The following is a 25709-nucleotide window of genomic DNA, read 5'->3' as shown; positions in this document are numbered from 1 at the left end:
TACTCACCTACTGTTACTATCTTTTTTCAAGTTTTGCAATAAAAAAGCCATCCATATTTTCATTTGGCATAATAGTCAAAGAGCCATTTTTATTGTATATTAAATTATTTTGATTTCCAATAAATATTTTCTTTATACTGCAATCCTTGTGGCTACTTAAAAACCAATCAATGTTTTCTTCATTTTCTTCTTTATTTAGAGTACAAGTTGAATATACCATTATTCCGCCACTTCGTAAATACTGCCACGCATTTTCCATTATTTCACGTTGAATTGGTATAATTTCTCTTAAATCAGACCTAGTTTTATTCCATTTAATTTCTGGTTTCTTTCTGATTATTCCAATTCCTGAACATGGTACATCTATTAGTATTCTGTCACTTGATTCAACCAGCTCAGGATTTAACTTAGTTGCATCATTTGTATTAATCTCAACGTTAGTTATTCCAAGTCTCTCACAATTTTCTTTTATTAATCCCAGTTTAGATTCATGTATATCAAACGCTAATACTTTTCCAGTGTTTTGAAGCATCTCTGCTATATGAGTAGTTTTTCCACCTGGCGCACTACATAAATCTATGACTTTCATGCCTTCTTCTAATTCTAATAAAGGCGCTACAACCATGGCACTTTCATCTTGCACTGTAATCTTTCCTTCTTTAAAAAGAGGATTACTTTCTATAGATTTACCGCCTTTTATACAAATTGCTTCTGGGCAGATAACTCCTTCTTCAACATCATATTCAAGCTTCTCTAATTCTTCAAAAACTTCATCATAATCAGCTTTAATCTCATTTACTCTAACGCTAACTTGTGGAATTGCATTTAATCCTAGCATTATTTTCTTTGAAAGATTTTCTCCATACTGCTTAATGAGTAGTCTTATCATCCAAGGTTCAAAAGAAAACTTATATGCATATTCGTCAATTTTATTACCTACAACTTCAATTTCATCTGGGTTCTTTGTAAAACTTCTAAGTATACCATTTACGAGCTTTGAATCATTCTCTGATATTTCCTTAGCCTCTTCTACAGCTTCATTACATGCAGCATAACTTGGTACTTTATCCAAGAAATTCATTTGATATACTGCTACTCTTAAAATATTTAAGATATCTTTTTTCATTAACTTTATATCTTTTACGAAGTTTGAAATTATAATATCTAATGTTTTCTTTCTTCTTAAAACTCCATATACAATTTCAGTTAACAATGCCTTATCTTTATCATTTAATTCTGCTTCATTTAATTCTTTTGCTAGTATTATATTAGAATAAGCTCCCTCATCTAAGACTCTATTTAATATTTTTACTGCTAGTTTTCTACAATCCATATGCTACCTCTTCTAATCATCTATTTCTATCATTGCTTATTGCAATAAGTCTTATTAATTGTGATACTGCCATAAGTGTTGCAGCTACATAAGTCATAGCCGCTGCATCTAGTACCTTTTGTGCACTTTTAGTTTCATCACCATATAAAATTCCTCTTGAGCCTAGTATCCTTAAAGCTCTGCTTGATGCATTAAACTCAACTGGTAATGTTACTATTTGAAATATTACCACTCCTGAAAATAAAAGTATTCCAAGTGTAGTTAATCCTCTAAATCCCAGAAATAAACCTGCTATAAATAATATCCATGATAAACTTGAACCAAGGTTTACAGCCGGTACTATTGAATTTCTTATAACTAATGGCGCATATCTTTCTTTGTGCTGAATTGCATGCCCAACTTCATGAGCAGCTATTCCCGCTGAAGATATAGTTCCATTATAAAAAACTTCTGGTGATAATCTTAATACCTTTTGGGATGGATCATAATGATCACCAAGCTTAGAATTTACGACTTCTATTCTAACATCATGAAGTCCTGCTTCATCCAGCATCATTCTTGCAACCTGCTGTCCAGTATATCCATTTCTGGTTCCAACTCCACTATATTTACTATATGTGCTGTTAATTTTAGTTTGTGCCCAAAATGAAATTATTATTGCTGGAATTAACATTATCATTGTTGGGTCAAAAAACGGATAAAAATGCATTAGTACATCCCTCCATTATTTTAATATTATATTTTTACTTATTTCATGCCCATTAATATACTGTTCTATAGTCAGCGGTTTGCCATTTGGAAACTGTACTTTTTTTATAAGAAGCACACCTTCTTTGCATGCAACCTTAACACCATTTTTGCTCACATCTATAATAGTTCCTGGTTCCTTTGAAGTATCTTCTTTTAAAGCTTCTGTTTCAAATATCTTCATTCTTTCATCATTATAATTTGTATACGCAATTGGCCAAGGATTTAATCCTCTTACTAAATTATGAACCTCTATTGAACTTTTATTCCAATCAATACTTGCAATATTTTTATCTAATGGCTTTGCATAGAAAGTTTCATCTCCCTGTTTTTTTGGAATTATACTTTCATCTATTATTCCCTCTATGCTTTTAACTAAAAGATCTGCTCCTCTTTCCTTTAATATATCATATAATTCTCCTGCAGTCATATTATCAGTGATTTCAACCTCATCTTTAAGAAGCATATCACCTGTATCTATACCTATATCCATAAGCTGAGTAGTATTTCCCGAAACTTTTTCGCCATTTATTACTGCCCATTGGATTGGTGCAGCACCTCTATACATCGGAAGTAGTGATCCATGAAGATTTATGCATCCATATTTAGGTATATCTAATACTTCCTTAGATAAAATTTGACCAAAAGCTACTACAATCATAAAATCAGGCTGTAAATCCTTTAATTTTTGAATTAATTCTGCATCTTCTCTGAGTTTTATTGGCTGATATACTGGAATTTCATGCTTCACTGCTTCTTCTTTAACTGCTGAATATGCCAGCTTCTTACCTCTGCCTTTAGGCTTATCTGGCTGGGTAAGTACAGCTGTAACTCCATATTTCTCAATTAGTTTACTTAGAGAAGGAACTGCAAAATCAGGAGTGCCCATAAATATTATATTCATTTTATTTTCCTCCTGCTTCTATTTACTTTTTTGAAGGCTCTTTAGCTCTATCAATGAACAAAGTGCCATTAAGATGATCATATTCGTGTAAAATTGCTCTTGCAAGTAATTCTTCACTTTCTATTTCAAATTCTTCACCTTTTTCGTTTAAAGCTCTAGCTCTAACATAGTTAGGTCTCATTACCTCTCTTGTTTCCCCTGGTAAGCTAAGACACCCTTCTTCATCTATCTGTTTTCCGTTTGTTTCTATTATTTCAGGGTTTATAAATACTAAAGGACCTTCTCCAATATCTACAATAAACAATCTTTTTAATATGCCAACTTGAGGTGCTGCAAGACCAACTCCATCTGCTTCATACATAGTTTCTTTCATATCTTCAATTAATGTTAATAATCTATCGTCTATTTTTCCAACTTCTCTACATTTCTTACGTAATGTATCGTCACCATATTGTCTTATATTTCTTAATGCCATTTTTCGCACTCTCCCCTACGTCATATTGTTAGGATTAATATCTATACTAATCCTTATTTCATTATATACACTCTTATTTAATTGATAAAGTATATCTTTTACTTTTTCGCTAAATTCATCGTTAAAATTTCCTTTTATTATTATCTGCCACCTATAATTTTCTTTTAGTTTAGTTATAATACAAGGAACGGGTCCTAGCATAGTAATATCTTCTACTATTAATTTTTTCAGATTATATTCTAAAGTATACATAAATTTTTTTAATTTTTCTTCAAATTTCGAGGAACCATTAATTAATAATATTTTACCAAAAGGAGGATTACTCATCAACCTTCTAAGTTCTATTTCCCTATTAAACAAGGACACATAATCCTCTTCCTTGGCATATTGTAAGCTATAATGATCCGGTGTATAGCTTTGGACAATAACTTTTCCCTCATCTTCACCTCTGCCAGCTCTTCCTGCAACCTGAGTAATTATCTGATAAGTTCTTTCTGCTGATCTATAATCTGGTATATTTAAAGACATATCCGCGGCTAAAATCCCAACCAAAGTCACATTTTTAAAATCTAACCCTTTAGATACCATTTGAGTTCCTATTAAAATATCCGCTTCTCCATTTTTAAAGGAATTATAAATAGATTCATGTGAATTCTTATGCCTTGTTGTATCAACATCCATTCTTAATACTTTAGCCTTTGGGAAATACTTTTTCACTTCCAATTCAACTCTTTCTGTTCCCGCTCCAAAAAACTTCACATATTTACTGCCACACTTCGGACATATCTTAGTAACCTTCTCTGCTCTTCCACAATAATGACATATTAAATATCCATTTTTATGATATGTCATGGAGACATCACATTCCGGGCACTTAAATACATGCCCACAGCTTCTGCAGGAAATGAACGTTGAATAACCTCTTCTATTCAAAAACAAAATAACTTGTTTTTTATACTGTAAAGTTTTATCAATGTTTTCTAAGAGTTCTCTGCTGAATAATGAGAGATTTTTACTTTTGAGCTCTTCTCTCATATCTATTATATGCATTTTCGGCATTTTCTTTCCATTAACCCTTTTAAGCATTTCAATTAAAGTATAATCACCTTTTAATGCTTTATAATAACTTTCAACGCTCGGCGTAGCAGATCCCAATATTAGTTTACATTTTTTTTGCTCACATATAAATTCACTTACTTCTCTAGTATGATACTTGGGGTTATGATCAGATTTATATGTATTTTCATGTTCTTCATCAATTATGATAAGCCCAAGATCCTTAAGTGGTAAAAACAATGCACTACGTGCCCCTATAACCAATTTAGCTTTTCCAGTCTTTACTCTATACCATTCATCAAATCTCTCTCCATCGCTTAACCTGCTATGAAATAGTGCTACATCTTCTCCAAATCTTCCTTTAAACCGTTCTATCATTTGAGGGGTTAATGATATTTCAGGTACTAAAACAATTGCGCTCTTACCTTGACTTAACATCTCCTGAACTAATCTTATATAAACTTCAGTTTTTCCTGATCCTGTAACACCTTTTATTAGATATTTTAAGTTTGAGCCATTTAGAATTTCGTTTAAACATTTTTTTTGCTCTTCCGTAAGAAACTCATTGTTATAATTCTCATATTTACGAGCGTTGTATCTAAAAACCACTTGTTCTTCTATCTTTAATACATCTTTTTCTATAAGCTTATTTAGACAGTATAAAGAAAATTGTTTATCACTTGTAATTTCTGTTTTAGTATAAACACCATTATTTTCAGCTATGAAATCATATAATTTTATATAATTTTCTTTCTTAAGTTCATCTACATCTATTTGCTTGTTAATATATACAACTTTTTTCTTTTTTTCCTTTGAACCTTTCATAATTCCAACCGGAATCATAAGGCGGATAGCATCAATGTACTTGCAAAGATACTTTTTTCTCAAAAAATGAATGAGTTCCATTTTATCTTCTGTCAATATAGCTTCATCATCACATAAATTTAGGATCTTTTTAACTTTATATTGAACTTCATCTGTATTCTCATCCACTATAGAAAATACGAATCCTTCTACCGGCTTACTTCGCATTCCAAATGGGACCTTAACTCGAAATCCGACCCTTATATCCTCTACGAGTTCATCCGGTATTTTATATGTAAATGTTCGATCTATTTCTAAGGCATCGCTATTAATAATTATTTCAGCATACATAGTACTTCTATACCACCCCCCTTTTTACAATTTTAGATTTATTTATCTATTTACCCTATATTAACAAAAGAAGCGCAAATTTCTAGCGCTTCTCAAGTATGATATCAAATAAGTTACTTGCTATTTTTTCTTTACTCATTTTATCTAAATGCACTTTTTTACCTTCGTTAGATAAAATAATTACTTTGTTATCCTCAGAAGCAAAACCAGTGTCATCTGCGGTTATATCATTTGCTACAATATAATCTAAATTCTTTTTCGAAAGCTTAAGTTTAGCATTTTCTTCTAAGTTTTGACTTTCAGCCGCGAAACCCACTAAAATTTGTTTTTCTTTTTTATTTCCAAGCTCCTGCAAAATATCATTATCTCTAATAAAATCTATAGATAAATCATTGTCAGCCTTTTTAATTTTCTGTGTACTATAATTTTTAGGCTTATAATCTGCAACAGCAGCTGATTTTATAACTATATCTGCATCGCTAAATGCCTTTAAAGCTTCCTCTCTCATCTCTTCATTTGTTGAGACTTTTATGAGGTTAACATTCATAGGCGCTTCAATAGAAGTAGGACCTGATATTAATGTGACATTCGCACCTCTATTTCTTGCTTCTTTAGCTATTGCATAGCCCATTTTTCCAGTTGATTTATTTGTAATAAATCTTACTGGATCTATTTCAGCTACAGTCGGCCCTGCTGTCACTATAACTTTTTTATTTAACAAATCTTTTTTTTCGTTTATTTCCATCAAAACTCTGTCAACTATAACTGCCGGACTCTCAAACTTTCCAGCTCCAGTTGTCCCACAAGCCATTCTACCTTCAATTGGATCTATAAATTCATATCCATACGCTTTAAGCTTCTTAATATTATCTTGAACAATAGGATTTTCATACATATTTGTATTCATAGCTGGTGCAAAAATAACTTTTGCTTTTGTTGCCATTATTGTGGTTGAAAGCATATCATCCGCAATTCCATTTGCAACTTTTCCAATTATATTAGCCGTTGCAGGCGCTACTAAAAGCAAATCTGCTTTTGTAGCTAAACTTATATGTTGGATTTCCCACGCCTTTGGTTCTGCAAACATGTCACAGGTAACCATATTTTGACTTAATGATTGAAATGTAAGAGGTGTCACAAACTTTGTAGCGCTTTCTGTCATAATGACATCAACATTTATGTCTTTTTTTACAAGCATACTTACAATATCCAAAGCTTTGTATACTGCGATTCCACCACTTACACCTAACACTACATTCTTCTTCATTTTATTTTGAACCTTCTATTACAACTTCATATTCAATTGCATCTTGATCTACCTCATTTATTGCAATTGTTAAAGGCTTATTTGAATTTAATGAAATACGCGGATTAGAACCGTCTATTATTTGCCTTGCTCTTTTTGATGTTAAAATTACTAAAGAATATCTGTCATGCACCTTTTCTAATAAATCTACCACTGATGGATTAATCATAGAGTTGTTCATGAATAATTCCCTCCTTTGAATCTAATATACTTTCTTTTATTCTATCTACCCTGCATTTTTCAGCAGCTATTATTGCTTCTAACTTTTCAACCGCTACATCTACTTTATCATTTACCACTGCATAATTATATTTTGATACAAAATTTATCTCTTGGTAAGCTGATTTGAATCTTTTCATTAAAGATTCTTTAGTTTCACTGCCACGATTTATTATTCTCTGTCTTAATTCAGACATAGATGGTGGAAGTATAAATATAAATACACCATCACTTGCATTTTCTTTAACCTTTAAAGCACCTTGAATATCTATTTCTAGAATAACATCTTTACCGTTTTCTAAAAGTTCTTCAACATTTGATTTAGGTGTTCCATAAAAATTATCATATACCTCTGCATATTCTAAAAAATCATCTTCTTCTATTCTCTTCTTAAATTCATCTCTACATATGAAATGATAATTAACACCGTCTACTTCTCCATTTCGTGGATCTCTTGTAGTTGCTGATACAGATAAAGCTACTTCTTTATTTCTTTCTAAAAAGCTTTTACAAATAGTACCCTTTCCTGCACCTGATGGTCCTGATATAACTATTAATAATCCTCTCCCATTTGCAACCATTATTCATCATCCTCGTCAACTGCAATATCATCTTTTGTAGACAATCTGTGAGCCACAGTTTCAGGTTGAACTGCTGACAATATAACATGATCACTATCAGTTATTATAACCGCTCTAGTCCTTCTACCATAGGTAGCATCAATTAGCATTCCCCTGTCCCTTGCTTCTTGAATAATTCTTTTAATAGGCGCTGATTCCGGACTTACAATTGCGACTAATCTATTGGCCGAAACTATGTTTCCAAAACCGATATTTATTAATTTAATTCCCATTTTCTTCCTCCTAATTATTCAATATTTTGAATTTGCTCTCTTATTTTTTCAGTAATATTTTTAATTTCAATTACTTTATTAGTCATATCTATATCTGTAGATTTAGATGCTATAGTATTTGCTTCTCTATTAATTTCCTGAATTATAAAATCCAGCTTTCTTCCGATTGGTTCATTTAAATCTAAAGTGCTCTTTACTTGACTCAAATGACTTCTGAGTCTAGTAATCTCCTCATCCACAGCAGCTTTATCAGAGAGTATTGCCACTTCTAAAGCAATTCTGGTTTCATCAATATCTACACCAGACAGTAACTCATTCAGTCTCTCTTCAAGTTTTTTCTTATAGTTTTTAGGTATAGAATCTGCTACTTTTTCAATTTCTTCAACATATTTTTCTATCATTTGAATTTTCAGCAGAATATCAGTTTTTAGCTTTTCGCCTTCTCTGCTTCTCATCTCTTCCATTAAATTAAGAGCACCTTCAATTAATGGAGAAATCTCACAAAAAATTTTATCCAAATCTTCTTCTTTTTCTTCTAATGTGATTACATCTGGAAGTCTTGCTATTTTAGTCGTAGATATATCATCAATCGAATTCAATTCATCTTGAATTCTTTTAAGGCATTCATAATACTCTTTAGCTAATTCCATATTTAAATTTACTTTTCCAGAATTACTTCCATAATTTTTATAATTAATAAAAACATCAACTTTTCCTCTGTTTAATCTTTTACTAATTATATTTCTTATTTTTTCTTCTAAAGCTAACATAGTTCTAGGCATCCTAATATTTATGTCTAAATACCTATGATTTACACTTTTCATTTCTACTGAAAAACTTACTTCTTTTCCTTCTTCACTTTGAGCCCTTCCAAAGCTAGTCATACTTTTTATCAAATTCGCACCTCCTTTATATACACCATGCCAATTCAATTTAAATCAATCATAATTAATTTATTCTTCTGTGTCAATAATTTGTTCACATATTGTTAACATTTTATTTTTTTAACACTGTAATTTTTTCTTCATCAATTGAAAATTGTACATTGTGACTTGTAAATTAAAACCTCTCTACATCATGATTTTATAAGCTTTCAAAGCTAAAAAATTTTACAACTTCTTGCAAAAAATAAACAGCCTAATTGAAACTGGAATTAGACTGCTTATAAATACATAAATATATTCAAACTATTTTATATCTCTTAAATATGTATAGATCATCTACGAAACCTTAAATTTACTTATTTGTTGCTTTTGTCTTTGCACATTTTCCTCCAAGCCACTACATTTCATTCGCACATTGTCAGATTGCATAGTTATATAATTCACTTTTTGAGCCGCATTTACTGCTCCCTGAGTTCCATCGGTTGAAGCTTTTGCCACACTATTTATAGATTCCATCATTTCACGTAAAGAAACTGATAACTCTTCTGTAGCCGAACTAAATTTTAGTACTAGCAAATCAATAAAAACCGCATCCTTGCTATATTGGTCAGCCACTTCAAGCATTGTATCATATTCTTTTACTACTTCATTTTCTACAAAATCAATTAAATCATTAGAACTTGAAGATAGATTTGTTACTGAATTTGTTATTAAAGCAGTTACTTTTTTAATTTCAGATACAGTAGTCTTAGATTCTTCAGCCAATTTCCCTATTTCTTCTGCTACAACTGCAAATCCTTTTCCAGCATCCCCTGCTCTAGATGCTTCTATAGAAGCATTTAATGCTAACAAGTTAGTTTGTGCTGATATTTCCATTATTGTATCTGATAATATCTCAATTCTTTCTATTACTTTTGAACCTTCAATTGATTTCTGAACCTCTCCTATAATTTCTTTAATAATTTCTTGTACTTTCTTTTCAGATTCATCAAAATTATTTTTTATATTTTTAGCTCTGTCGCTTATTATTTTAGCTTCACCAGCCCCTTTTTTAGATTCTTTAGTTATATTACAAATAAAACTTTCTATTCCTTTTGCTGAGACAGACATTTCTTCAGTTGCTGCGAGATTTTCTTCCATACTTGCTGACAACTCTTCGGTGACAGATGCCACTTCTTCAATATTAGTATCAAGTTCATTAATATTCTCGACAATATTGCACACAGTTTCTTTTACATTATCGCTTCCTGTAGTTATTTCTTCAAACAATTTTCTGAGTGAACTTCTCATTATAGTTATTGCACTCATTATATCTCCTATTTCATCTTTTCTCCCTGTCATCTCCTGCAGTAAATCTTTTGAAAAGTCTCCTTTAGCAATTAACTCTAAATTTTTTATCGCTAAAGATAGCGGGTTGGTTATAGTTTTGTTAATAATAGTTGAAATTACAATTACAACAAGAGCAACCAAACAAGCTACCACAATTAATATTATTATCGTTTTATTTATAAAGACTGATGCCTGCCCTTCTACTGATGCATTATTTTCATTTGCCAATGTAACAACCTTGTCTATGTATTGCCTATGATTATTATAAGCTTCTAAAAGTGGTCCATTAACTATACTTTCTGCCTTTTCTTTATCTCCCTGTCTAACTGCTGAAAATAATTCATCATCTCTTATTTTAAAAAACTGAACAGCATACTTGTATGAATCTTCTATCATATACTGCCTCATGTCCCCTTTTGGCAGGGTTTTATCCCAATATTCATGCCTTTCATTATAATCCGCTTCTAATTCCTCACTTCTTTTAATTATCTCTTCTATTTTACTGTTATCAGTTTCATTCAATAGTTGATATGCCAGCAAATCCGATTCTATTATGTATTCTGGAGGCGGTAAAATATCAGCCACCAAGTCCTTCCCTTGAACTATTTCATTGTACATTTCCCCATTTACTTTGACCTTAGATAGGGAATATAATGAGCACAATCCAAAAATAATAAACCCTAACATAAAACAGCAAATCACCACTATGAGCTTACTTCTTATTTTTAATTTGTTAATTAACTTGAACATTTTACCCTCTCCTTCTATTCTAACAAGTTGACAATTAATATAGCTTATTTGCCAGAGCTTGCCCTTATCATAATATAGTTATTTATAAAAAGACCGATCTTAATAAAAATAAAGATCGGTTGTAGCCGCCTCATACGCTATAATTCAAAATTAAAATAGAACTATTTTAATCACATTTTATGAAGGCTTTACCTTCACAGGCAGTTCATAAAAAAAAGATCGCCCACAAACATTTATTAAAATGTTGTAAGTAATCTCCATTGATATTATTATTTTTTGGCAGGTCGGCGTATCCTGCATCTCTGGTTACTAAAAATAGCGCATGAGGAGCCTTTTCTCACCTCAAAAAATAAACTTAACTTAAAAGAATATCATAGTATCTTCTCTTCTAATTCAGTTTTTTCAACTTTAATTAATCTACCTCTGTATATTCTTGAATTTAACTTTGACAAGGTTATGGGATACATTGTTGCTACGTATATATATTCATCTTCCAAATCAATCTCCAACCCTAAAAGTATAATGATATTATCGACCTTTCTTATTAATTCAAGAGAGCCACAGACTCCTCTTCTATAATCCAATCCAGCATATTCAGGATCTTTTATGATTTTTTCTATAATATCTATTATATTATCTTTCATTTTTTTGGTGAATTGCTTACCATGTCTTTTTTTTATGTGGTTTATAACACCCGGAGAGGCATAAACAATTCTAGATAAATCAAGCTCCAAGAGCTCACTTATAGAGACTTTTATTTTTCCAACTTTCTTATAAGCCTTATACTCTCTTTTCATAGATACCCCTCATTTATATCCTTTTCTTTATTATATCCTAATGGTATGTATTTTTCCACTTATTAATATAAAACATGGTAAAAAAAGTGTTGATTTATACTATCTTATATAAAGAAATATGTAGTAATTAATCATCCATTATATTTCTATTTAACTGTCCCTTAGAAATCAACACTTTATGAAAATATGAAATTTTTATATACATCCTTCTAAAGTATTATACAAATCAATCCGCCATTTCCTTCATTAATTATCTTTTGTAAAGTCTTTTGAATCTTTACTTGGACATCTTCCGGCATCTTATAAAGCTTGTTTTGTAATCCCTCTTTTACTAACACTTCTAAGGATTTTCCAAACATATTACTCTGCCAAAGTAGAGTTGGGTCTGTTTCAAATTGTTCAAGAAGCCCTTTTACTAATTCCTCTGACTCCTTTTCAGATCCCATTAATGGACTTATTTCTGTTTTTATATCACATTTTATAAAATGCAAACTTGGAGCACTAGCTTTTAACTTTACTCCATACTTATTTCCTTGTTTAACTATTTCCGGTTCTTCAAATTTCATTTCTGCAAGCTGTGGTGCAACTAATCCATATCCAGTTTCCCTTACATCATCTAAAGCATCCTTGACTTTATCATATTCACATTTTGCATGAGTTAAATCTTTTATTATTCCAAGCAGGTCACTTTCTGAGTTAACATCTAAATCACATATTTCACTAAGTACTTTATAAAAAACATCATCTTTAGGTTTCATAAGTACATTGGCAATTCCACGTCCTAAATCAACCTCTTTTATTGTAGCTTTCCCCATATAATCGTCATTTTCAAAATTATTCAAACAATACTTTATATCTCTAACTTTACAAACATCTTGACTCATGTTCATAATTATGTTGAAAAAATCCTTTTTAAGCCAATGGCTGCCCTCTAACTTTTCTAACCATTCAGGCATATCAATATTAATTTCTTTTACAGGGAATTCTGTAAGTACATGTTTAAATACGTCTTGAACATCTCCCTCCTGCATATTTTGGACATCCATAACTTGTACTGTAACATTATATTTATCCTCTAATTCCTTTTTTAATGTCTTAGCTTCTGACGAGTTAGGTCTGTTTGTATTTAGGACTACAATAAATGGTTTGTTTAAAGATTGTAATTCATATATTACTCTCTCTTCTGCATCTATATAATCATCTCTATCTATTCCTGTTATACTGCCATCTGTTGTAATCACAAGACCTATTGTTGAATGATCTTTAATTACCTTTCTTGTCCCAATTTCTGCAGCATCTTCAAAAGGAATTTCATAATCGTACCATGGTGTGTGAACCATTTTACTCTGTTCTCCATCCATGTATCCTAATGCCCCTTTTACTATATATCCTACGCAGTCAACCATTCTAACTTTGAACTTAATTTCATCTCCTAAGTTTATTTCAACAGCTTCATTTGGAACAAATTTAGGTTCTGTTGTATGAATGTTCTTTCCTGATCCGCTTTGTGGTAATTCATCTTTCGCTCTCTCTTTTTTATAAGTATTATCAATTTTAGGTATTACCATAAGGTCCATGAACTTTTTTATGAATGTAGATTTTCCTGTTCTAACTGGACCTACAACTCCTACATATATGTCCCCTTGGGTTCTATCAGCTATATCCTTGTATATGTTAAAATTATCCACAAAATTCCCTCCTATATTCTTTTTCCAATATATATATATTCATTCAAGTTATAAAATATACAGTTAATGTTAAATAAAAAAATCGCAGGCGACTGTGGAGCCGGAGATTTTTTTACGCATCTGCCTTTCCGAACGCATGTGAGAAAAATCTGGCAGGCGAATAAGATTTATTTTTTATTCTTTTTGACACACAAAACCTACTTAATCGGCCTTTTCAATAAGTTATACACAGAATTAACTTTATTATAAATTCCTAAAGAATAAAAAAATATCAGGATTACTCATTTATCATTTTGAGCAACTCTGATATTCAAAAATGTTATTTAATAAAAAGAATCTTATTATACGCAACGTGTAATTTGTTATTTTACTAATATACTTTTCTAAATCCTCTTACACCATCTGTAAAACCATGATTTTCATAAAATTTATGTGCTTTCTTTCTAAAATCAGATGATACAAGAATTGCATAAGCACATTTTTTTCTTTCAGCAAAACTGTCAAGTGATTCCATAATCTTTTTCCCTATACCTTTTCCCCTCAAGCCTTCCTTAACCACTACATCTTCTATTATTAGAAACGGTACAGTTAAAGTCTTGCAGCATATTCCAATTGCGGAACCAATAACTTCTTCCTTTTCTTTAGCAACTGCAACAAAATAATTATCATCTAACAACATTTCATTATACATTTCAAAGGCTTTATCAAATGATATTGTAAAGGGAATAATATCTTTATGCAGTTCCAATACCTGTGAGAGTTCCTCTATCTTTAGCTTTTCAATAATCATAATCTTAAACTATCCCTTTCGTAGTCCATATCATCAATATTTCTATAGATTTAACTTCTGTTGGAAAATATTAATTTTCATTATGAATAACATAAATTCTTTTACTTGCTTTCTAGATGAATTTCTGTATCACTTACTTCTAAAAATATCTCCATATACATTATTTCAGAAAAACAACATTTAAATATTTCTTCCTCAACTCCATCTCTTTTATAATAATCGTGAGTATATCTATTTCTGAGTCTTGCTATTTTTAACAAAAATTCACTCAACGTATCATCAAAAAAATCATGAATCCTCGCCCTTTTTATCAATTCCATTGCTGAGCATCCATCTACATAATTGTCTGTCATTACCAAATACGTCTCTGCCATATCAATTATATACTCAGTGAAGTCTTGAAAATATCCTAGTATTGATCTTCTCAAATATATAGAATTAGTGTTATTAAACTCTTTCATTGCACCTCTCAAAAGTGAAAGTGTATCTTTTGCAACATAGAATTTCTTCTCTAATCTTTCCTTTTTATACTTATAATATGGAGCCATTAATATCCCCTCCTAATAAGCTCTGTATCTTCTTTTAAAAGCGTATCCAGCCATTCATTATTCCTCAAATATTTATTTACATATAATCTAAAATCAATTTCTTTATCAATGTCAAAAATAACTTTATCCTTACTGTCTATATAGCATCTTGCAAAAATTGAATCGAACTCGTTTATATACAAAAATGTTAATTGAATATTATCATATTTATAGAACTCTTGTAATAAAGGAATTAGTTTATCTTCTACATGAAATTCAAAAGAAACTCCTCTTCTCTCATTAAGCAACACCAATATATCTATATCGCTCTTATTTTCTATCCAACTTTTCGTATTATAGCTTCCAAAAAGAGCTAATGCAATTATATTATCTTTATCCTCAAAATCAAATCCTCTCAAAACCATATAAGCCTCCAATAAGAATCATTTTTCATACCTTATACTTAATTTCCTTTATCCTATTATACTATTGTTAAGTCAATTTCCATATAAAAATTTTCTTCTTATTAAAATGAAAATAATCTTATTCCTTCGCTGTAAATTCTTCTAATACTTGCATAGCGAATCTTGCATTAGGGTAAGTTATAGAACCACCACCAATAACTCCTATCTTTACCGCTTCCATAATCTCATCTATATTCGCATTAGCATTCAAACAGCCTTCTATATGATAACAAATGCATTCATTACAACGGCTAACTACTGAAATAGCTAGTCCCATAAGTTCTTTATGCTTTTTATCTATTGCACCAGCAGAATATGTATTATCATCCAATGCCCCAAATTCTTTAAAGAAATTATCAGCTTCAATAAGTTTTGAATTATACTTTTTTCGGTAATCTTTCATTTCTTCAATGTTCATAGTTATTCCTCCTACATTATTAATATTTACCCGGTCTGATATTACCATTCAAAATCAATTATAGCATAAATTGTAAGCATCATATTATTCAATTTTTAAAGAACTCTTTTTATTAATTCATCTACTCCAGTGCGTATCATACCGCTTATTATAATATTGCTTTCCAGATAGCCAACGCTTAAAATATATATTTAAACATAAAACTTATCGATATTTATGTAGATCTTAATAGACAATAGTGTAAAAGGATTAAAGATGTATCGTTTCCACTTTGGTTATCATACTAATAATATTATAATTTAATATAAAAGGAGAAATCTTATGGAATATCCCCCTTCACATCGCCACATGCTGGCTAAGCTTTTCAACTGTGATTCTTCTATATTAAGTAATAGTGAAAAAATAACTGTATATATTCGTGAATGTATTAAAGAGCTTAATCTTGGTGAAATTAATAATTCATTTTTTCTATATAATCCCCATGGAATAACTCTTGTCATCCTATTAAACGAATGCCAGCTAACACTTAATACTAATGCTAACAAAAAGTATGCTACCGTTGATTTATTTGCAATATCAATCGAAATTGATTCTTACCGCGCTTTTAAGTATTTAAGCAAAGCCCTAAAGTCAGATAAATGTCAGATAAACGAACTAATATCTGATACTATTAACTACTCACTACCGCAGTTTATCCCTCAAAGTAATTACACGAAAGATTCACGGAATAAACGCCCCATAATATCTATTTTAGGTAGCGGCGGCGGTGTCGCTAAATCCGTTTTATCTATATTAAATAAAACAACGAACGATGAAAATGATCCTATTAATACCTTTATTAAATCGTCAAAGCTACATCTAATTGATTTAAAGCAAAAAGATGTACAATATTATGAAAAAAGTTTTCCTAATTTGAAGGATAAAATATCTCTGCATCAATTCGATGTGAATAATCATAAGAAATTAAAAGCCCATTTAAAAGAAACCAATACCTCTATAGTATTAGATATGTCCTTTGGCGATACCGTTGACGTATTAAAATGCTGCAACTCCTTAGGAATAGTATATATAAACTCCGCATTTGAAAGTGTAAGTGTTGATAAAAATGAATCTTTTGCAGGATTTTCATTACAAGAAAGATATAGACTTTTTGAAAGCAATAGGGATAAGTTTAAAAATACTTCTGCCATAATTTGTTCTGGCATGAATCCTGGAGTTGTACAATGGATGGCCATTTATTTAATGAAAAAATATCCCAATAAGCATCCTAAGGCTTGTTATATAGTAGAAAATGACACCTCCTTTTTTGAAGATGAAAAATTAGCAGATAAAAATACCATTTACACCACCTGGTATCCCGAAGGTTTCCTAGATGAAGCCATTTATAGCTACCCAACATTCATAAAAAAACATCAGCCGCTATTTCTTTATAACAAGGTATATGACCTTGAATTTAAAGTTACCTTAGGGCAAAACCAATTTTACGGCTGCCTTATGCCTCATGAGGAAGCTGTTACACTTGGAAAAATGTTTGATATGGAAACTGGATTTATATACAAAATAAATGATCATACCACAAACTTAATTAAGTCAAATTTAAACAATATCGATGTCTTGTGGAATAAGCCAATGAAAGTTTTAGATCCTGAAGTCGCTCCTTTAAAAGGTGATGATTTGGTTGGAATACTTCTTGTTTTTGAAGATAGTGAAGCCTATATGTACAATAAGCTAAATAATAAAGAAACATATGATAAATATAAAACTAATGCCACATATCTTCAAGTTGCTGCTGGAATTTATGGTGCTTTAGCAGTAATGTTGCTAGATGATATTCCTCGAGGAATTTATTACGTTGATGAACTACTTGTTAGTACTAACAATAATTATGGTAAATACTTAAGCTATTATTTAGATAAATTTATTATAGGTGAAAATAACCACTGCGATGGAGACCTCATAAATAGACTTATCAAAGTCAAATAAGTGAAACTATCACAAAAGAAAAATAACACACTATATTGATTTTCTACTTATCATATTAATCAATATAGTGTATAAAAAATTAATTTTTCAGACGCTTATTTTTAGCAGCTATAACGTCTTTCTTCTGTATAAAATTTCATATCCATTTTTCTTGACTCTCTCTGTTATATAGAATCCATTTTTTTCATAAATCTCCTGTGCCTTAGCTTCATTGCTGTCGGTTGAAGTATAAAGACAAATATACTTTTTTCCTCGTTCCCTAGCTTTATCTATAATAAAATCTAAAAGTAACTTTCCTACACCTCTTCCTCTATATTTTGCATGAACACAGTACCAACCTAGCCATATAGTATTCTCATAATTTTCTATAAGTGTATACATTCCGATAAATCCTATAACCTTCTTTTTAGAATTTATCGCAGTAAAATATTCAATACTCATTACATGCCTATCAATTTTAGTTACGTACTTTTGAAATTTTTTCTCATCAATGCTAGCCTCTATCTCTTTTCTCATGGATTCCTCTTCATCTGTAAAAACTGTTTCAACTAATTTAATACTTTTATTTAAATACTTCTTTGTTAAAACAAGTATTTCTATATCTTCATCAGAGTCCATAATGACCTCCTTAATTTAGTAATACCATTATTAAATTAAAATGTAATAATCTTTCTTAAAATACCATCTGCACATTACTTTAAGCTCATCCAACAAATTGTAACCTTAATAATCTACTTTATTAGCTACTACTTAGTACCTTATAATACTTTATACATTATATAATATACATGCATATTAACCCTAAATATTACAATTATAAAAAGTATATGATAAATTTAAATGATACATTTCACTATAGCAGTAATAAATTAACTAATCTTCTCTCCACCAATCCAAACTTGTTTGATATTTTTTATGTCATTAATATTTACAGTCGGATCACCTTCTATCAAAAGAAGATCTGCTCTATATCCATTCTTAATAATTCCTCTATCATTCATACCAAAATACTTTGCTGGAATACTTGTTGCACTTTGTAATGCTTGAATCGGAGTAAAACCAGCATCAACCATTAGTCCAAGTTCATTAATAAGTGAAACTCCATACGGTGCAGAATATGGAGTTGTTGGGTCGTCAGTATTAGAATCACTTCCAGCTATAATTGTCACACCAGCTTTATAAAGTCTTGCAACTGATTCCTTAACATAGTCATAATTCAATGGCGCGTTAGGATTAAACTTTTTAATTGACTCAACAATTCCTTTCATTGTTACCATAGAGATTGGGAAATTTGTTGTTTACGAAAACAGCATCCCCTTTCAAGATATTGATTTCATGCTAATAGACAAGGTTAGCCCACTTATATGTGCTCAATTACAAAAGAACATTCTTTTAAATTTAGATAACAATAATCTCCCCAATTACTTATTAGCTGACCTTATAGAAGGAAAGCGGATTGATGAGTCTATTATAAAAAATAGACAACACTATTTAAAATGGGCTAGGACAGAACATCTTTACATTATGGTTATCGGAAGTAACAGACAAGAAGCTTTCGACAGTAAGATTCCTTCCATTTTTAGAATTTTGAAATCGTACATTCCTGTTGGACAGTGTATTATTTATGCTCCTGGAATTATAGCTTTCCTTGATCAATTGCTATTTGATAAACTTTTTAACTCCACCAATAGCGAATTTAATGACTTCTTGAGCAAAAATAATCTATATGCTGGAATCAGCCAGAAGTATACTCTTTTGAACGATTCAAAAAAACACTATTTGAATGCTGTTAAAGCTATGGAGATAGGACTAAAAAGAAACATGCATTGCTCCTTATTCGAGGATTGTACCTTGTATATTATATATGAATTAATCTCAAGCAAATATGATCAGCTGGATTTTTGCCATCCAGCTGTCTCAATGCTTGCGGTTTATGACAAAAATAATGGAACAAATTTTCTAGAAACATTGAAACAGTATATCTTTTATTCTTCATCTCCAGGAGAAGCTGCAAAAATATTAAATATTCATCGAAATACTTTATTCTACCGTATCAACAAAATAAAAGATATGACTGGTATAAGCTTAGAACACGGTGACGAAATATGCAAAATTTTTTTATCTATTAAACTATTAGAGATAAAGGCGGAAACACCCTAATTATAATTATTGTAGATACAAACCAAGGAAAAAGTGCTCCTTTCAGCAAATGTTGGCACTTTTTCTTACCAACATATCTTGTTAAAATCCAATAGCTCCAAAACAGACTAAGTTCCTAACGAAAGCAACGAGCAAAAAATATAAAATTTACCTATCTACTTTTGTTCTAATAATACATAGCGACACCAACACTATACATCATTGCCAAGTTTACAAATTTCTCTCTATTAATGCCCCTAAATGTTCTGCTAAGATATCAGGAGAAAAAGGCATTCCATTTATAAACCACCATTCTATCAGTCCTACTATGGCCTGCCCCAAAAATTGCTTGACAGCATCTTTCCTTAATCCCGAATTTACTCCTTCTGTAACATTTACTTCATCCTCTAATTTATAAGTAACTAAATCAATGAAGCGATTTCTAAAATAAGGGGCACCTTTACTTGCTAACATCGTCGAAAAGAATAAATAGTTATTCTCAAAATATTTACACCAAATAAGTAATAAACTCCTATAATTTAATTCCGTAACAGATTTACACATTTTATGTAATTCGTTTATATGTGATGCTATAAGTTTATCTAACAAATCAAATTTATCAGTGTAATGAAGATAGATAGTTCCTCTGCTGACATCAGCCCTATTTGAAATATCCTGTATTGTAATGTCGTCAAAACTCTTTTCAGACATCAACTCAATAATAGCTTTTTTAATTGCTTCTTGAGATTTTGGTATTCTTCTATCAACTTTTGACATAGTGAGATTCACCAAACTTTCTTTAAAAATAATATACAATTTCAATTAATCTGTTCATTACTAAACAAATCAAGAATATCTAACAATTGAAAGCATTCTGTTTTTATTTATAATTAATTTTATACTGTTGTTCATTAATAAATCAATGTTAATTAATGAATTACCGTTTATTAATTTCAAGGAGGATTTTATATGAAAGTATTATTAATTAATGGAAGTCCTAAAAAAAATGGATGCACCTATACCGCTTTGTCTGAGGTATCTCAAGCACTTAAAAAAAATGGCATAGAAACAGAAATTTTTCACTTAGGAACAAAAGCAATTTCTGGATGTGTGGGTTGTTATTCTTGCATCAAAACAGGTAGATGCTTTATGAATGACCAAGTAAATGAATTTTTAGAAAAGGCAGCTGAGGCAGATGGTTTTATTTTTGGCTCTCCTGTACATTTTGCTTCTGCTTCGGGTATGTTAACATCATTTATGGACAGAGTATTCTCTACCAATTTTTCAAATGACATTTTATCTTATAAGCCTGCTGCAGCAATTTCAAGTTCTCGTCGTGGTGGTAATACTGCTACATTTGATCAAATCAACAAATATTTTACAATAAGCAATATGCCTATCGTATCATCTCAATATTGGAATATGGTACGTGGAAATACTCCCGAAGAAGTAACTCAGGATTTAGAAGGCATGCAGACAATGCGTACTCTAGGTAATAATATGGCATGGATGTTAAAATCCATTGAAGCCGGAAAAGCTTCAGGCGTGACTTTACCTGAAAAAGAAGCCTCAGTACAATAAACTGCTAAATCTTTTATTATTATTTCTAAAAATCAAGCAGAAAAAAATAGCTATTTAAGAATGTGCATAGCTTTATATACAAAAAAAAATGGAGCAACATTTCCACCCATGCTTCTCCACTCACTCAATATACACAAAAAATAACAAACCAAATATACAATTATATTACCTTATTATTTTTAAATTTCTATACACATATCCTCTTTAAGAATTTACCTTATATGCACTATATTCAATAATTATTTATATAAATTAAATTTTTGTGTGCTGCTTACACATGAAATTGCATACATATTTGTAACCTCAAGGGTCATAATATGCAAGAAGCATTTGAAATTAAGCTGTCGAAAGTTCTTAAGCAGAGAACCCAAATCTATGATTTGGTGTAAATCGCTTACTCAGCGAACGAATGTGAGTCGAGTTTCCTCTAATGTTTGTTCCATTTACTGCTTGTCATAAACTTGCTTTAAGAACATGCAGAAACGGGCACAAACTTCTATTTAGAACTTTCCAGCGAAAATTTCATAAGTCTTCTGGAACAAATATGTATGTAATTTCGGTAAGCCGCCACACACTTTTAATTTCAAAGTTACATCCTAAAATAATTCACTTTTCTTATCCCTATTCATGAGTTCATCGACGATAACTTTAGCATCTTTACCTTCAAATAAACCTTTATAAAGTCCATCAGTTATTGGCATTGATATGCCGATCTTTTCTTTTAGTTCATAAAAAGCCCTGCATGCTTTTACGCCTTCAACAACCATACCGACTTCTTTTAAAGCTTCATCAACGGACATGCCCTTACCAATTAATAATCCTGCTCTCCTATTTCTTGAATGCATAGATGTGCAGGTAACTATCAAATCTCCCATACCAGTAAGTCCATAGAAAGTTTCTATTCTACCTCCAAGAGCTATTCCAATTCTAGTAATTTCCTTCATACCTCTTGTAAGAAGTGCTGCTTTAGTATTATCACCATAGCCAAGCCCATCAATAACTCCTGCTGCCAGTGCTATAATATTCTTTACGGCGCCACCAATCTCAACTCCAATTAAGTCATCATTAGTGTAAACCCTAAAATACGGAGTCATGAATAAATCCTGAACATCTATTGCACATTTCATATCTTTAGAGGTACTCACAATAGTTGTTGGTATTTTCATAACAACTTCTTCAGCATGACTTGGACCTGATAAAACTACTATAGGATTCTCAAGTTCTTCTTCAATTACAACTGATAGTCTTTTATCGCTACTTTCTTCAATTCCTTTAGCAATTGATATTATTGGTACATCATTAGATACTTTACCTTTTATTGCTTTACACATGCTTCTGATAACATGAGAAGGAACTGATAACACTATATATTCAGCATCCTTTATAGCGTCATCAATGTTATTAAACGCAGTAACTCCGTTTGGAATTATTAAGTCTTTCATATACTTTTCATTTTTTCTCTCAAGGTTAATTTCGTTAACAACATTTTGATCTCTATCATATATATTAACAATATTATTTTTTTCTGCAAGCAAGGCAGCTAAGGCAGTTCCAAAACTGCCTCCTCCTAGAAAAGTAATTTTACTCATAATTATTCCTTTCTTTGTCTATATTCAATTTGAATACCAGTTCCTTTAAAGTCAAAACTATTTCTTAATTGATTTTCTAGATATCTCTCATATGAAAACTGTCTTGTACTTTCATCATTTACAAAGAAAACAAACTTTGGTGGTCTAGTTGCAACCTGAGTTACATAGTAAATCTTCATTCTCTTAAGAGAAACTACTGGAGGCTCTTTCATAAGAACTGCCTTACTTATAACATCATTTAATATTCCTGTTGAAATTCTCTTATTATAATTGTCGTAGCAATATTTTGCTATATCAAGAACTTTTCCTACTCTTTGACCTGTTAATGCAGAAATAAACAGATATTCAGCATAACTTAAGAATTTCAAATTTTGTTGTAAGTCTTTTTTAAATTTATCTAAAGTTTTGTCATCTTTTTCAACAAGATCCCACTTATTAACTATAACCATTATAGCTTTTCTCATTTCATGAGCATAACCAATAATCTTTTCATCTTGTTCTGTAATACCTTCAGTTGCATCTATCATAAGTATGCAGACATCTGCTCTTTCAATTGCTGCATAGGTTCTTACTACGCTGTATCTTTCAATTTCTTCTTTAACTTTACTCTTTCTTCTAAGCCCCGCTGTATCAATTAAAATAAACTTTCCGTTTTCTGTTTCTAAGTAGCTGTCTATTGCATCTCTTGTAGTACCTGGTACATCTGATACTATTACTCTTTCTTCACCAAGTAATTTATTAATTAATGAAGATTTTCCTACATTAGGCTTACCAATCATGGCAATTCTAATATATTCATCCTCTTCTTCTTCATATACAGATTTATCAATGTTTTCAACTACTTTATCAAGCATATCTCCAAGACCTAAACCTTGTGATGCTGATATTGTTACTGGATCTCCTATACCTAAATTATAGAATTCCCAGGCATTATCCTCTTCCTTTAAAGAATCAACCTTATTAACTACTAAAACAACTGGCTTTTTACTTTTTCTAAGCATAGCTGCAACTTCATTATCTGCGGGTGTTAAACCTTCTTTACCATCAACAATGAATACAATCACATCTGCTGTCTCAATTGCAATATTTGCCTGTCTTCTCATTTGCTTGACTATAATATCGTCTCTTTCCGGTTCAATACCACCCGTATCTATCATAGTAAAACTATAATTTAACCATTCTGCTTCCGCATACACTCTATCTCTTGTAACCCCCGGCGTATCTTGTACTATTGAAATTCTCTTCCCCGCCAGTCTATTAAATAACGTTGACTTTCCAACATTCGGTCTTCCAACTATTGCAACAATCGGTTTACCCATTATTATTCCTCCTCTTTATATTTAGGCATATTCGTATTATTTTCTTTCACATGCCTCATTTAGTTTCTCAATCAAATCTTCTCCTGTGTAATCAACTACAATTACTTTAACATCCAAAGCCGATTCAATATCTTTAATTTTCATATCATCCAGCATAATTTGTTCATCAGAGTCTGCTAATTCATATCCTTTTCTAAACATATTATTAGACATCAATAAATACTTAGTATTTATTATTCCCTTTAACTGATTTATTATATCAGTTCCAGTCAAAAGACCTGCTATGGTAATTGTTTCACCAAAATAGTTATTTATTACCTTATAAACATCAAGCTGTATGCTTGGATTTTTATCTTTTATCCTTTTGCTGGCAGCTAATAACTCATTATAAGCAAGCTCTCCTGTAACAATAGAAAAACTTCCTTTCACGCTTACATCTAGCTCGTCTAAAGTGCTGTCTATAGCATCTCTAAAGCATCTCACCATGCCTATACCATCTTCTATCTGATGATAGTCATCATAAAATTCCTCATCAGGAATTTCCTTGCCTGCAACTAAATAAAATTCATCAGATAATCTAACAAATGGTGATCCAGTTTCTTTAATATATCTCTCCTGAAGCTTACTAATACTTTCAATTTCTTTTATAGATGCTTCCTTTGTATATGTATTAACATGTTTAAGTCCTTGCCTGAACTTAGTTATTCCTATTGGCACTACTGCAACATCTGAAACTTGTGGATATAAGGTATATAAATCCTCAATTGTTCTTTTAAGTTCCTCTCCATTGTTTATTCCTGGAACACAAACTATCTGTGCATTCATAGAAATGCCTGCCTCTGCTAATCTTTTCATTCTGTCAAAAACGCTTCCTGCAAATCTGTTATTTAACATTTGAACTCTTAGCTCCGGATTAGTTGTATGCACAGAAATATTTATTGGACTAATATGATATTTAATTATTCTATCAATATCTTCATCTTTCATATTAGTTAAAGTTACAAAATTACCTTGTAAAAAAGATAATCTAGAATCATCGTCCTTAAAATACAGAGTCTCCCTCATGCCATCTGGCAGCTGATCTATAAAACAAAAGATGCATTTATTGCTGCATGATTTTGCCTTATCCATTATGCCTCCGCCAAATTCTATGCCTAAGTCCTCTCCATATTCCTTTTCTATTTCAATTTCCCATACTTCACCATCAGGTTTTTCTATTTCTAAAACAATTTCCTCATCAGCAGATAAGAATTTATAATCTATAACATCATCTATCTTATTATCGTTTATTGATAATAAAACATCATTCACTTCAATTCCAACTTCTTCTGCAATTCCATTAGGTAGTACTTTTGTTATAATATTTTTCATTATTTCACTCCCAATTATAACATACTTATCCT

26 protein-coding genes are annotated in these 25709 nt (G+C 30.9%); 3 read left to right on the top strand and 23 right to left on the bottom strand.

The genetic code is table 11. From position 1 onward, the window contains the following. Positions 1-16: 16 nt before the first annotated feature. The 17 genes from rsmB to CDLVIII_RS08835 all read right to left on the bottom strand — a co-directional run bounded on the left by rsmB (position 17) and on the right by CDLVIII_RS08835 (position 15695). Positions 17-1333 (bottom strand): 16S rRNA (cytosine(967)-C(5))-methyltransferase RsmB, encoded by a 1317-nt coding sequence (gene rsmB / locus CDLVIII_RS08915; RefSeq protein ID WP_009169120.1) that lies wholly within the window; start codon positions 1331-1333, stop codon positions 17-19. A gap of 16 nt (positions 1334-1349) precedes the next feature. Continuing rightward, positions 1350-2042 carry a zinc metallopeptidase gene (locus CDLVIII_RS08910; RefSeq protein WP_009169119.1) on the bottom strand — a complete coding sequence of 231 codons (693 nt, stop codon included), beginning with the start codon at positions 2040-2042 and terminating at the stop codon, positions 1350-1352. A 15-nt stretch (positions 2043-2057) separates the two neighbouring features. Further along, complete coding sequence (fmt, locus tag CDLVIII_RS08905) at positions 2058-2984, bottom strand: methionyl-tRNA formyltransferase (protein ID WP_009169118.1); 927 nt, start codon at positions 2982-2984, stop codon at positions 2058-2060. Between the two features lie 22 nt (positions 2985-3006). Next, positions 3007-3459: a peptide deformylase gene (gene def / locus CDLVIII_RS08900; RefSeq protein WP_009169117.1), complete on the bottom strand. Its 453-nt coding sequence runs from the start codon at positions 3457-3459 to the stop codon at positions 3007-3009. Between the two features lie 15 nt (positions 3460-3474). Further along, on the bottom strand, positions 3475-5670 hold the full coding sequence (gene priA / locus CDLVIII_RS08895) for a primosomal protein N' (RefSeq protein WP_009169116.1): 2196 nt from the start codon (positions 5668-5670) through the stop codon (positions 3475-3477). An 82-nt stretch (positions 5671-5752) separates the two neighbouring features. Next, a complete protein-coding gene (gene coaBC, locus CDLVIII_RS08890; RefSeq protein ID WP_009169115.1) occupies positions 5753-6937 on the bottom strand; it encodes a bifunctional phosphopantothenoylcysteine decarboxylase/phosphopantothenate--cysteine ligase CoaBC in 1185 nt (394 codons plus the stop codon). Position 6938: 1 nt separating this feature from the next. Beyond that, entirely contained in the window at positions 6939-7157 is a 219-nt protein-coding gene (gene rpoZ / locus CDLVIII_RS08885) for a DNA-directed RNA polymerase subunit omega (RefSeq protein WP_009169114.1), read from the bottom strand. Next, complete coding sequence (gene gmk / locus CDLVIII_RS08880) at positions 7138-7776, bottom strand: guanylate kinase (RefSeq protein WP_009169113.1); 639 nt, start codon at positions 7774-7776, stop codon at positions 7138-7140. Before gmk ends, rpoZ begins: the two co-directional genes overlap by 20 nt. After that, the gene (locus CDLVIII_RS08875) at positions 7776-8048 is read right to left on the bottom strand and encodes a DUF370 domain-containing protein (protein WP_009169112.1); all 273 of its coding nucleotides are present in this window, start codon (positions 8046-8048) and stop codon (positions 7776-7778) included. The genes gmk and CDLVIII_RS08875 overlap by 1 nt, the downstream gene beginning before the upstream one ends. A gap of 14 nt (positions 8049-8062) precedes the next feature. Next, positions 8063-8944: a YicC/YloC family endoribonuclease gene (locus tag CDLVIII_RS08870; RefSeq protein ID WP_009169111.1), complete on the bottom strand. Its 882-nt coding sequence runs from the start codon at positions 8942-8944 to the stop codon at positions 8063-8065. Positions 8945-9268: 324 nt separating this feature from the next. After that, positions 9269-11011, bottom strand: coding sequence for a methyl-accepting chemotaxis protein (locus CDLVIII_RS08865; protein WP_009169110.1), 1743 nt, complete (start codon positions 11009-11011; stop codon positions 9269-9271). 371 nt (positions 11012-11382) lie between these two features. Next, positions 11383-11808, bottom strand: coding sequence for a hypothetical protein (locus CDLVIII_RS08860; protein ID WP_009169109.1), 426 nt, complete (start codon positions 11806-11808; stop codon positions 11383-11385). Positions 11809-12017: 209 nt separating this feature from the next. Then, on the bottom strand, positions 12018-13496 hold the full coding sequence (gene spoIVA, locus CDLVIII_RS08855; RefSeq protein ID WP_009169108.1) for a stage IV sporulation protein A: 1479 nt from the start codon (positions 13494-13496) through the stop codon (positions 12018-12020). 370 nt (positions 13497-13866) lie between these two features. After that, a complete protein-coding gene (locus tag CDLVIII_RS08850; protein WP_009169107.1) occupies positions 13867-14286 on the bottom strand; it encodes a GNAT family N-acetyltransferase in 420 nt (139 codons plus the stop codon). 101 nt (positions 14287-14387) lie between these two features. Next, positions 14388-14834 (bottom strand): hypothetical protein, encoded by a 447-nt coding sequence (locus tag CDLVIII_RS08845; RefSeq protein ID WP_009169106.1) that lies wholly within the window; start codon positions 14832-14834, stop codon positions 14388-14390. Continuing rightward, positions 14834-15238 (bottom strand): nucleotidyltransferase domain-containing protein, encoded by a 405-nt coding sequence (locus CDLVIII_RS08840; RefSeq protein WP_009169105.1) that lies wholly within the window; start codon positions 15236-15238, stop codon positions 14834-14836. Before CDLVIII_RS08840 ends, CDLVIII_RS08845 begins: the two co-directional genes overlap by 1 nt. Positions 15239-15356: 118 nt before the next feature. Continuing rightward, complete coding sequence (locus CDLVIII_RS08835; RefSeq protein ID WP_009169104.1) at positions 15357-15695, bottom strand: carboxymuconolactone decarboxylase family protein; 339 nt, start codon at positions 15693-15695, stop codon at positions 15357-15359. A gap of 321 nt (positions 15696-16016) precedes the next feature. On the opposite strand from CDLVIII_RS08835, the gene CDLVIII_RS08830 reads away from it, so the two are divergent. Continuing rightward, on the top strand, positions 16017-17678 hold the full coding sequence (locus CDLVIII_RS08830) for an S-adenosylmethionine decarboxylase (protein ID WP_009169103.1): 1662 nt from the start codon (positions 16017-16019) through the stop codon (positions 17676-17678). 108 nt (positions 17679-17786) lie between these two features. Here CDLVIII_RS08830 and CDLVIII_RS08825 read toward each other — a convergent pair whose 3' ends face one another. Further along, positions 17787-18296 carry a GNAT family N-acetyltransferase gene (locus tag CDLVIII_RS08825; RefSeq protein WP_009169102.1) on the bottom strand — a complete coding sequence of 170 codons (510 nt, stop codon included), beginning with the start codon at positions 18294-18296 and terminating at the stop codon, positions 17787-17789. 251 nt (positions 18297-18547) lie between these two features. Further along, positions 18548-18955 (bottom strand): amidohydrolase family protein, encoded by a 408-nt coding sequence (locus CDLVIII_RS08820; protein ID WP_050816246.1) that lies wholly within the window; start codon positions 18953-18955, stop codon positions 18548-18550. 58 nt (positions 18956-19013) lie between these two features. Between CDLVIII_RS08820 and CDLVIII_RS08815 the strand changes: the two genes are divergently transcribed. Beyond that, entirely contained in the window at positions 19014-19838 is an 825-nt protein-coding gene (locus tag CDLVIII_RS08815) for a helix-turn-helix domain-containing protein (RefSeq protein ID WP_035301710.1), read from the top strand. Positions 19839-20048: 210 nt separating this feature from the next. Here the strand turns inward: CDLVIII_RS08815 and CDLVIII_RS08810 are convergent, their stop codons facing one another. Continuing rightward, on the bottom strand, positions 20049-20594 hold the full coding sequence (locus CDLVIII_RS08810) for a TetR/AcrR family transcriptional regulator (RefSeq protein ID WP_009169101.1): 546 nt from the start codon (positions 20592-20594) through the stop codon (positions 20049-20051). A gap of 192 nt (positions 20595-20786) precedes the next feature. On the opposite strand from CDLVIII_RS08810, the gene CDLVIII_RS08805 reads away from it, so the two are divergent. After that, positions 20787-21398 (top strand): flavodoxin family protein, encoded by a 612-nt coding sequence (locus CDLVIII_RS08805; protein ID WP_009169100.1) that lies wholly within the window; start codon positions 20787-20789, stop codon positions 21396-21398. Between the two features lie 596 nt (positions 21399-21994). On the opposite strand, the gene CDLVIII_RS08800 is transcribed toward CDLVIII_RS08805, so the two are convergent. The 3 genes from CDLVIII_RS08800 to CDLVIII_RS08790 are packed head-to-tail and all read right to left on the bottom strand — an operon-like array spanning position 21995 to position 25677. After that, entirely contained in the window at positions 21995-22987 is a 993-nt protein-coding gene (locus CDLVIII_RS08800) for an NAD(P)H-dependent glycerol-3-phosphate dehydrogenase (RefSeq protein WP_009169099.1), read from the bottom strand. Positions 22988-22989: 2 nt separating this feature from the next. Continuing rightward, complete coding sequence (gene der, locus CDLVIII_RS08795; RefSeq protein WP_009169098.1) at positions 22990-24306, bottom strand: ribosome biogenesis GTPase Der; 1317 nt, start codon at positions 24304-24306, stop codon at positions 22990-22992. A gap of 36 nt (positions 24307-24342) precedes the next feature. After that, complete coding sequence (locus tag CDLVIII_RS08790; protein WP_009169097.1) at positions 24343-25677, bottom strand: DUF512 domain-containing protein; 1335 nt, start codon at positions 25675-25677, stop codon at positions 24343-24345. Positions 25678-25709: the final 32 nt, after the last annotated feature.

The organism is Clostridium sp. DL-VIII (assembly GCF_000230835.1).
Lineage (GTDB): Bacteria > Bacillota > Clostridia > Clostridiales > Clostridiaceae > Clostridium.
The sequence above is the reverse complement of the archived record's forward strand: the minus strand, read 5'-3'. Positions and strand labels throughout refer to the sequence as shown.

Bases quoted from the DNA above. Each gene is read 5' to 3' on its own strand.
- priA (WP_009169116.1), bottom strand. From the start codon at position 5,670: ATGTATGCTGAAATAATTATTAATAGCGATGCCTTAGAAATAGATCGA.
- CDLVIII_RS08840 (WP_009169105.1), bottom strand. From the start codon at position 15,238: ATGGTTTTGAGAGGATTTGATTTTGAGGATAAAGATAATATAATTGCA.
- rsmB (WP_009169120.1), bottom strand. From the start codon at position 1,333: ATGGATTGTAGAAAACTAGCAGTAAAAATATTAAATAGAGTCTTAGAT.
- CDLVIII_RS08825 (WP_009169102.1), bottom strand. From the start codon at position 18,296: ATGGACTCTGATGAAGATATAGAAATACTTGTTTTAACAAAGAAGTAT.
- CDLVIII_RS08865 (WP_009169110.1), bottom strand. From the start codon at position 11,011: ATGTTCAAGTTAATTAACAAATTAAAAATAAGAAGTAAGCTCATAGTG.
- rpoZ (WP_009169114.1), bottom strand. From the start codon at position 7,157: ATGAACAACTCTATGATTAATCCATCAGTGGTAGATTTATTAGAAAAG.
- CDLVIII_RS08860 (WP_009169109.1), bottom strand. From the start codon at position 11,808: ATGAAAAGAGAGTATAAGGCTTATAAGAAAGTTGGAAAAATAAAAGTC.
- CDLVIII_RS08805 (WP_009169100.1), top strand. From the start codon at position 20,787: ATGAAAGTATTATTAATTAATGGAAGTCCTAAAAAAAATGGATGCACC.
- fmt (WP_009169118.1), bottom strand. From the start codon at position 2,984: ATGAATATAATATTTATGGGCACTCCTGATTTTGCAGTTCCTTCTCTA.
- def (WP_009169117.1), bottom strand. From the start codon at position 3,459: ATGGCATTAAGAAATATAAGACAATATGGTGACGATACATTACGTAAG.
- CDLVIII_RS08845 (WP_009169106.1), bottom strand. From the start codon at position 14,834: ATGGCTCCATATTATAAGTATAAAAAGGAAAGATTAGAGAAGAAATTC.
- CDLVIII_RS08835 (WP_009169104.1), bottom strand. From the start codon at position 15,695: ATGAACATTGAAGAAATGAAAGATTACCGAAAAAAGTATAATTCAAAA.
- CDLVIII_RS08850 (WP_009169107.1), bottom strand. From the start codon at position 14,286: ATGATTATTGAAAAGCTAAAGATAGAGGAACTCTCACAGGTATTGGAA.
- CDLVIII_RS08790 (WP_009169097.1), bottom strand. From the start codon at position 25,677: ATGAAAAATATTATAACAAAAGTACTACCTAATGGAATTGCAGAAGAA.
- coaBC (WP_009169115.1), bottom strand. From the start codon at position 6,937: ATGAAGAAGAATGTAGTGTTAGGTGTAAGTGGTGGAATCGCAGTATAC.
- CDLVIII_RS08810 (WP_009169101.1), bottom strand. From the start codon at position 20,594: ATGTCAAAAGTTGATAGAAGAATACCAAAATCTCAAGAAGCAATTAAA.
- CDLVIII_RS08820 (WP_050816246.1), bottom strand. From the start codon at position 18,955: ATGGTAACAATGAAAGGAATTGTTGAGTCAATTAAAAAGTTTAATCCT.
- gmk (WP_009169113.1), bottom strand. From the start codon at position 7,776: ATGGTTGCAAATGGGAGAGGATTATTAATAGTTATATCAGGACCATCA.
- CDLVIII_RS08800 (WP_009169099.1), bottom strand. From the start codon at position 22,987: ATGAGTAAAATTACTTTTCTAGGAGGAGGCAGTTTTGGAACTGCCTTA.
- CDLVIII_RS08815 (WP_035301710.1), top strand. From the start codon at position 19,014: ATGCTAATAGACAAGGTTAGCCCACTTATATGTGCTCAATTACAAAAG.
- CDLVIII_RS08830 (WP_009169103.1), top strand. From the start codon at position 16,017: ATGGAATATCCCCCTTCACATCGCCACATGCTGGCTAAGCTTTTCAAC.
- der (WP_009169098.1), bottom strand. From the start codon at position 24,306: ATGGGTAAACCGATTGTTGCAATAGTTGGAAGACCGAATGTTGGAAAG.
- CDLVIII_RS08875 (WP_009169112.1), bottom strand. From the start codon at position 8,048: ATGGGAATTAAATTAATAAATATCGGTTTTGGAAACATAGTTTCGGCC.
- CDLVIII_RS08910 (WP_009169119.1), bottom strand. From the start codon at position 2,042: ATGCATTTTTATCCGTTTTTTGACCCAACAATGATAATGTTAATTCCA.